A 6,538-nucleotide genomic window follows, 5' to 3' on the forward strand; every position below is an offset into this window, starting at 1 on the left:
AAACAGCCCTGCGGCAGGCCGACCACTGGACCTTGCCGAAGGTTCCGGCCATAACAACGCTAAGAGAGACAGGAGTCGCCCATGAGCATTCTCAGCAAAATTCTTCGCGTTGTCACCTGGTGGAACGGTGGAACGCTGACAACCGTACTTTATACGCGCCGCAACGGCGTTAAAGTCGGCGAAGATGAGCAAGGTAATGTCTACTATCAATCCCATGATGCCAAAAAGCGTTGGGTGATGTTCAACGGTGAAGTCGAAGCATCCCGTGTGAGTCCCGATTGGCATGGCTGGTTGCACCATACGTTTGATGACCGTCCCGGCGACAAGGAATTGTCTCACAAAGCATGGGAAAAGCCGCACCAAGAGAACGTCACAGGCTCGGCTTTGGCCTATGCACCTTCTGGCTCGCTTCGGGCGGCTGCGCCGGCTGATCGTAGTGACTATGAGGCATGGAGCCCGGAATGAGCCATTCGGCAACCGAAGTGGTAATGGGCGGCGGCGTATTGGCCGCCGCTTTGGCATTTGGCCTTTATGCTGTGCAAAGCACTGGCCTGACCTTAAACGAGTCGGGATACGACTTGCGCGCCTCGTTTCGCTCACTCGAAGGGGTGAATGTTGGGACTGATGTTCGTTTGGCCGGAGTCAAAGTTGGCACTGTTTCGGGCATTGAATTGAACACCGAAACCTACCGCGCGGATACTGTGGTTGCCATCAACAACGGTATTGAAATTCCGGATGACAGCGCAATCATTATTGCCTCAGAAGGGTTACTGGGCGGAAATTATGTTGAAATTTCTCCCGGTGGATCTCCTTTCTATTTCTCGGCTGGGGATGAAATCCTCGACACGCAAGGCTCCGTTAGTCTGCTGACATTGCTTTTGAAATACGTCGGCGGGGATGGGGGCAGCGAGTGAAAACGCTAGCATGTTTGTTGATGCTTTTGGCTGCACCGCTTGCCGCGCAAGAGGCCGTGAACTCTGGCGGCGGAGCTGTTCTACGCGCGTTGGACAAGCTGAATGCCAAGGTTTCGGACTTTACCATTGCAAACGGTGCCACGCAGGCAATGGGGCTGATCGAAATCACGCTCAACGAATGTCGTTATCCGAAGGGCAACCCGTCGGGAGATGCCTATGCCTTTTTGACGATCCGCGAGGCGGGAGTACCCGAACCGGTGTTCCGCGGCTGGATGGTGGCATCTTCTCCGGCGCTAAACCCATTGGATCACGCACGTTACGATGTTTGGGTGATGCGCTGCACGACGTCCTGACCACTGCTTGCAAGTGGTACGGACAATATATCCGACCTCCCCTGTAAAGCCTGCGCCAGTCTTTGATGGTAAGAGTTTCTGGTAATTTCCACTCCACCTAAACTGGCCAAATGCGGGGTGAGAAATTGAGTGTCGAATAGGACGAAGCCACAGCGATTCAATAAATTCACCAACCAAGCCAAGGCAATTTTTGAGGCGTCCGTGCGGGTCGAAAACATCGACTCTCCACAAAACGCGCGCCCGACAGTCACGCCGTAGACACCGCCAACCAAGGTGTCATCCATCCAGACTTCGATCGAATGTGCAGCGCCCATGGCGTGCAACTCGCAATACAGAGTGTGGATTTTCTGACTGATCCAGGTCTCTGTTCTATCGGCACAACCAGCCAGAACGTCCTCAAAAGCTGAATTCAAGGTGATGCGATAGTTCTGTTGTCGTAGCCGTTTCGCCAAGGAGCGCGAGATGTGGAACCCGTCCAGCGGAAGTATGCCACGCTTGCGCGGATCGACCCAGAATAGTTCCGGGTCGTCCTTATGTTCCGCCATTGGAAAGATGCCAGAACAATAGGCCTGCAAGAGCAGGTCGGCAGTTACGTCATGAGAAGAGATGGCAGACATAAAAACGCCATTTGTGGCAAGGTGTTAGACAAGCTAATCAGAATGAAAGGATATGTTCAAGTCGGCGGATTATACCACATCGGCATGCAACCGACCGAGCACTGATATGTACCCTCCGCTTAGTTGGAGTTTGCTCCAGCGATGATGGCACCAACCCCGATGACCACCAGGATCAACAAGGTTTTCCCACCAATTACCGCAGATGATCCAGCCGCTGATGATGAAGCTGCGGCTTCCTGAGCTTGCAAAGGGGTAGCCAGTGACAGGCAAACTGCGGTGGCGGAAGACAGAGCGATTAATCGTTTCATTTCGAATTCCTGAATGTAGGCGCAATGCGGCCCTGCGTGGTCTGAAACGCCGCAGGCCTCTATACCAACACGCGCGGAACAAAAAAACAGCCGGGCGAAACCCCGGCTGCTTGTCTTGCTTTAGTCAGCGGTCAAGACCACCAGCCTCTAACCATTTCTCCAACCAGTGGATGTTGTACTCCCCGGTGTGGATGTCTTTTTCTTGCAGCAAAGCGTGAAATAGCGGCACCGTGGTTTCAACACCGTCTACGATCAATTCACCCAGCGCGCGGTTCAGTCGGGCCAAGGCTTCGGTCCGGTCACGTCCGTGGACGATCAGTTTTCCGATCAAACTGTCGTAATAGGGTGGGATTTTATACCCGTCATACAGCGCTGAATCGACCCGAACACCAAGGCCGCCGGGGGCGTGGTATTGGGTGATTTTGCCGGGGCAGGGAACAAAATTCGGCAGACGTTCGGCGTTGATCCGCACCTCAATGGCATGACCATTGATCTCTAGGTCCTCTTGCGAAAACGAAAGCGGCAGGCCAGCAGCAACGCGAATTTGTTCGCGCACCAGATCCACACCAAAGATGCCTTCGGTCACCGGATGCTCTACCTGCAAACGCGTGTTCATCTCGATGAAATAGAACTCGCCATTCTCATAGAGGAATTCGATGGTGCCCGCACCAGCGTACCCGATCCGCGCAACGGCATCAGCACAGGTTTTGCCGATCTTGGCACGTTCTTCAGGGGTGATGCTGGGGCCTGGGGCCTCTTCAAAAACCTTTTGGTGCCGGCGCTGCAACGAACAGTCGCGTTCACCCAGATGCACAGCCTTGCCTTTGCCGTCGCCAAAAACCTGAATCTCGATGTGGCGTGGTGTGGTGAGGTACTTTTCGATGTAGACTTCGTCATTCCCGAAGTTTGACTTGCCTTCGGCGCGGGCTGTCGGAAACGCTGATTTCATTTCTTCAGCGCTATTGGCGACTTTCATGCCGCGGCCACCGCCGCCAGCGGTCGCCTTGACGATCACCGGATAGCCGAACTCTTCGCCGATCTTCAGAGCGGCCTCCAAATCAGGAACGCCGCCGTCTGAACCGGGCACGCAGGGCACACCAAGCTCTTTCATCGTGTCTTTGGCAGTAATCTTGTCGCCCATCATGCTGATGTGTTTTGCGGTTGGGCCGATGAATTTCAGATCGTGGTCTTCGACGATCTGAACAAAGCGCGCATTTTCCGACAAAAAGCCGTAGCCGGGATGAATCGCCTGTGCTCCGGTGACTTCGCAGGCGGCAATAATCGACGGAATAGACAGATAGCTGTCGGTGCTGGATGCAGGGCCAACGCAGATGCTTTCGTCCGCCATTCGGACATGCATCGCATCGGCGTCTGCGGTGGAATGCACCGCAACCGACCGGATGCCCATTTCGCGGCAGGCACGTACAACGCGCAACGCGATTTCGCCGCGATTGGCGATCAGGATTTTATCAAACATTCGGTCCGTCCTTATTCAAGGATGATCAAAGGAGCACCAAATTCCACTGCGGCACCATCGTCGACCATAATGCGCTTAACAGTACCTGCACGCGGGGCAGGGATGTGGTTCATGGTTTTCATGGCTTCGACGATCAACAATGTATCGCCTTCGCTGACTTGGGTGCCGACCGAGATGAAGGCAGGCGTTCCGGGTTCAGCCTGCATATAGACTGTTCCAACCATTGGCGACGTCACCGCGCCGGGATGGCTGGCGGGATCTTCGGGCATTTCGACAGCAACCGGTGCGGCTGCAACCGGTGCAGCGGCAGGTGCTGCTGCCGGGGCGGCCAAAGCAGGCGCAGCTGCGGCCATTGTGATATGCTTTTGGCGGCTGACACGTACATTCAGGCTGTCATCTTCGCCGTATTCACGCATGACCTCTAGTTCGGTCAGGTCGTTTTCCTGCAAAAGCTCTGCCAAAGCCTTGATAAAAGCTACATCCGAGTCGTGGTTCTTTTTACTCATGCGTTCCTCGCCCATTCCCGAATGACGAAGCGAAGTATTCCGCAACGTCGGTTGCCCGCTTATAGGCCAAGCCTTCGGCGGTGAAAAGCAAAGCTGACATGGGATTGCATTCCTTTTGCTGCAAGGTCTTAATCGGAAAGAATTAGCGAGGGGAATGGAATGAATATTGCGCACTGGTTGGCTCGTCGGGCCCAAATCACCCCTGATTCCCCTGCTTTGTATCTGGGGGAGCAGCTCTTGAGTAGTTATGCCGACTTGCATACGGCCGCTGCGCAGGTTGCGAACGGTTTGCTCGGGCACGGTGTGTTGCCCGGTGACCGCGTTGCGCTGTTTATGAAAAACGTGCCGGACTATCTGATTGCTGAATATGCCACTTGGTATACCGGTGCCGCGATTGTTCCGATAAACGTGAAACTGCACCCCAAAGAAGCTGCTTGGATCATCGAAAATGCTGGGGCCAAGCTGTGTTTTGCGACACCTGATTTGGCAGAAACTCTGTCCGGCACCTGCTCTGTAGTTGTGATTGAAACAGGCGGGGCGGCTTGGCAAACTTTGATGGATACTCCTGCTTTGGACGCGGTCACACATCGCGAACCGGATGATCTTGCATGGTTATTCTACACCTCAGGCACGACGGGCCGCCCTAAGGGGGTGCAGATGACCCACCGTATGTTGATGACCATGAGCGATTGCTATCAAAGCGATTGTGATCTTGTCGGGGCCAATGATGCCACCTTGTATTCCGCTCCGATCAGCCACGGGGCTGGCATCTATAACATGATGCACATGCGGGCCGGAGCGCGGCATGTTTTCCCGCCGTCAGGCGGTTTTGATGAGGCAGAGGTTCTTGATCTGGCCGAGCATTTCGGAAATGCGCAGATGTTTATGGCCCCGACGATGGTTCAGCGTTTGACCCGCTATGCAAAAGCCGCTGGGCGAAACGGAGAAGGGCTGCGGACAATTATCTACGCCGGCGGGCCGATGTATAGTGCGGACATCATTGAGGCTGTCGATCATTTCGGCCCTGTATTTGCGCAAATCTACGGGCAGGGCGAATGTCCGATGGGAATCACCGTCTTGCCACGTGATGATGTTTCGGATCGCAGCCATCCTCGATGGCGTGAACGTTTGGGATCTGTGGGCCGGGCTCAATCCGTCGTTGAGGTGCGGATCGCGGACACTGACGGCCGCACGCTCGCACCGGACGAGGTGGGCGAGATTTTGGTCCGCGGCGACATTGTTATGAACGGTTATTGGAACAATCCAGAGGCAACGGCAAAAACTTTGGTGGATGGCTGGCTGTGGACTGGCGACATGGGCGCAATGGATGCGGAGGGATACGTCACCCTTAAAGACCGGTCGCGCGACATGATTATTTCAGGCGGCACAAACATATATCCGCGCGAGGTAGAGGAAGCTCTGCAAGAGCATGACAGCGTTTCTGAAGTGGCTGTCTTGGGCCGTCCTCATCCCGAATGGGGCGAAGAAGTCGTGGCATTTGTTGTTGCGCCGCACGGATTTAACGAAGCGGCGCTGGATGCTCACTGTCTTTCACGGATCGCACGGTTCAAACGGCCCAAGGCGTATTTTCAGATTCCCGAATTACCCAAAAACAACTATGGTAAAGTGCTCAAGACCTCATTGCGGGAGATGCTGGCGACCTCGTCATAAGCGGGCAGCGGTTTGGTTGTTGCGGGTGAGGGGGGGGTTTGGACAACTCGGCTGATTGGCCTTTGCTGCCATCATCAACTTGCGGCATTTCAGTCGCTTTCGCCGGTTGTTGCGGGTCTTCTTCGCTGTTCTCTATTGGCAGTGTCGCTTCCATTTCTTGCGCTTGTTCGTCCAACATCTGACTGATTTTCAGTTGCATGATGGTGGGCGGCGCGATGTGTTCCTCAGGAACAGGATCACCATTAGCTGCTTTCCAAAAGTTTTCGGGGGCTTGGTGTCGGGCCAAGGCAGCGTCGGGGTTGCGAGATTGATCCAAAGGTTGAACCTTGGTCGATTGTTTCTCTGGGCGCTTTACGCCGGGCAAACCATGGGGGTGACCCGTGGCCAACGGCGCAATCCACAGGGAAGGGCCTGCTATTTGCATTTTCGTGCTCCATCCAGTGCGCCCCCACCTCAAATAGGTTAGCATATGATGACCAAAAATGCAGCTAGGTCGTTATAATTGAGTGTATTCCCTTGGCTGTTGATTAATCTTTTGCTGCGACCCAGACATAAAAAAGGCGGGGTTACCCCCGCCTTTGCAAATAAATGTTTGGAGTTCAGCTCTCCCGGTTCATGCGATTTTCGACGAGGTCGTCGACGACGGACGGATCGGCGAGGGTTGATGTGTCGCCGAGCGCGCCAAAGTCGTT

The 6,538-nt window shown here is 54.7% G+C and carries 8 protein-coding genes; 4 read left to right on the forward strand and 4 right to left on the reverse strand.

The features are described 5' to 3' along the window. Window positions 1-81 precede the first annotated feature (81 nt). The 3 genes from C8N36_RS19470 to C8N36_RS19480 are packed head-to-tail and all read left to right on the forward strand — an operon-like array spanning window position 82 to window position 1,267. On the forward strand, window positions 82-465 hold the full coding sequence (locus tag C8N36_RS19470) for an NADH:ubiquinone oxidoreductase subunit NDUFA12 (protein ID WP_097803429.1): 384 nt from the start codon (window positions 82-84) through the stop codon (window positions 463-465). After that, the gene (gene mlaD, locus C8N36_RS19475; RefSeq protein ID WP_097803428.1) at window positions 462-914 is read left to right on the forward strand and encodes an outer membrane lipid asymmetry maintenance protein MlaD; all 453 of its coding nucleotides are present in this window, start codon (window positions 462-464) and stop codon (window positions 912-914) included. Before C8N36_RS19470 ends, mlaD begins: the two co-directional genes overlap by 4 nt. 20 nt (window positions 915-934) lie before the next feature. Beyond that, window positions 935-1,267 carry a DUF2155 domain-containing protein gene (locus C8N36_RS19480; protein ID WP_097803784.1) on the forward strand — a complete coding sequence of 111 codons (333 nt, stop codon included), beginning with the start codon at window positions 935-937 and terminating at the stop codon, window positions 1,265-1,267. Here the strand turns inward: C8N36_RS19480 and aat are convergent. The 4 genes from aat to accB form a co-directional block, all read right to left on the reverse strand. Next, window positions 1,231-1,884 carry a leucyl/phenylalanyl-tRNA--protein transferase gene (gene aat, locus C8N36_RS19485; RefSeq protein ID WP_097803427.1) on the reverse strand — a complete coding sequence of 218 codons (654 nt, stop codon included), beginning with the start codon at window positions 1,882-1,884 and terminating at the stop codon, window positions 1,231-1,233. The genes C8N36_RS19480 and aat overlap by 37 nt on opposite strands. A gap of 119 nt (window positions 1,885-2,003) precedes the next feature. After that, window positions 2,004-2,192, reverse strand: coding sequence for a hypothetical protein (locus tag C8N36_RS19490; RefSeq protein WP_097803426.1), 189 nt, complete (start codon window positions 2,190-2,192; stop codon window positions 2,004-2,006). A gap of 124 nt (window positions 2,193-2,316) precedes the next feature. Next, window positions 2,317-3,669, reverse strand: coding sequence for an acetyl-CoA carboxylase biotin carboxylase subunit (gene accC / locus C8N36_RS19495; protein WP_097803425.1), 1,353 nt, complete (start codon window positions 3,667-3,669; stop codon window positions 2,317-2,319). Between the two features lie 11 nt (window positions 3,670-3,680). Further along, entirely contained in the window at window positions 3,681-4,175 is a 495-nt protein-coding gene (accB, locus tag C8N36_RS19500; RefSeq protein WP_097803783.1) for an acetyl-CoA carboxylase biotin carboxyl carrier protein, read from the reverse strand. A 159-nt stretch (window positions 4,176-4,334) separates the two neighbouring features. Here accB and C8N36_RS19505 point away from each other — a divergent pair, with 159 nt between their 5' ends. Further along, on the forward strand, window positions 4,335-5,846 hold the full coding sequence (locus C8N36_RS19505) for a class I adenylate-forming enzyme family protein (RefSeq protein ID WP_097803424.1): 1,512 nt from the start codon (window positions 4,335-4,337) through the stop codon (window positions 5,844-5,846). The last annotated feature ends 692 nt before the right edge of the window (window positions 5,847-6,538 follow it).

It is taken from the genome of Pelagimonas varians, from assembly GCF_003208435.1.
Taxonomy (GTDB): domain Bacteria; phylum Pseudomonadota; class Alphaproteobacteria; order Rhodobacterales; family Rhodobacteraceae; genus Pelagimonas; species Pelagimonas varians.

Coding starts and splice junctions, on each gene's coding strand:
- C8N36_RS19470 (WP_097803429.1), top strand. CDS start 82: ATGAGCATTCTCAGCAAAATTCTTCGCGTTGTCACCTGGTGGAACGGT.
- mlaD (WP_097803428.1), top strand. CDS start 462: ATGAGCCATTCGGCAACCGAAGTGGTAATGGGCGGCGGCGTATTGGCC.
- C8N36_RS19480 (WP_097803784.1), top strand. CDS start 935: ATGCTTTTGGCTGCACCGCTTGCCGCGCAAGAGGCCGTGAACTCTGGC.
- aat (WP_097803427.1), bottom strand. CDS start 1,884: ATGTCTGCCATCTCTTCTCATGACGTAACTGCCGACCTGCTCTTGCAG.
- C8N36_RS19490 (WP_097803426.1), bottom strand. CDS start 2,192: ATGAAACGATTAATCGCTCTGTCTTCCGCCACCGCAGTTTGCCTGTCA.
- accC (WP_097803425.1), bottom strand. CDS start 3,669: ATGTTTGATAAAATCCTGATCGCCAATCGCGGCGAAATCGCGTTGCGC.
- accB (WP_097803783.1), bottom strand. CDS start 4,175: ATGAGTAAAAAGAACCACGACTCGGATGTAGCTTTTATCAAGGCTTTG.
- C8N36_RS19505 (WP_097803424.1), top strand. CDS start 4,335: ATGAATATTGCGCACTGGTTGGCTCGTCGGGCCCAAATCACCCCTGAT.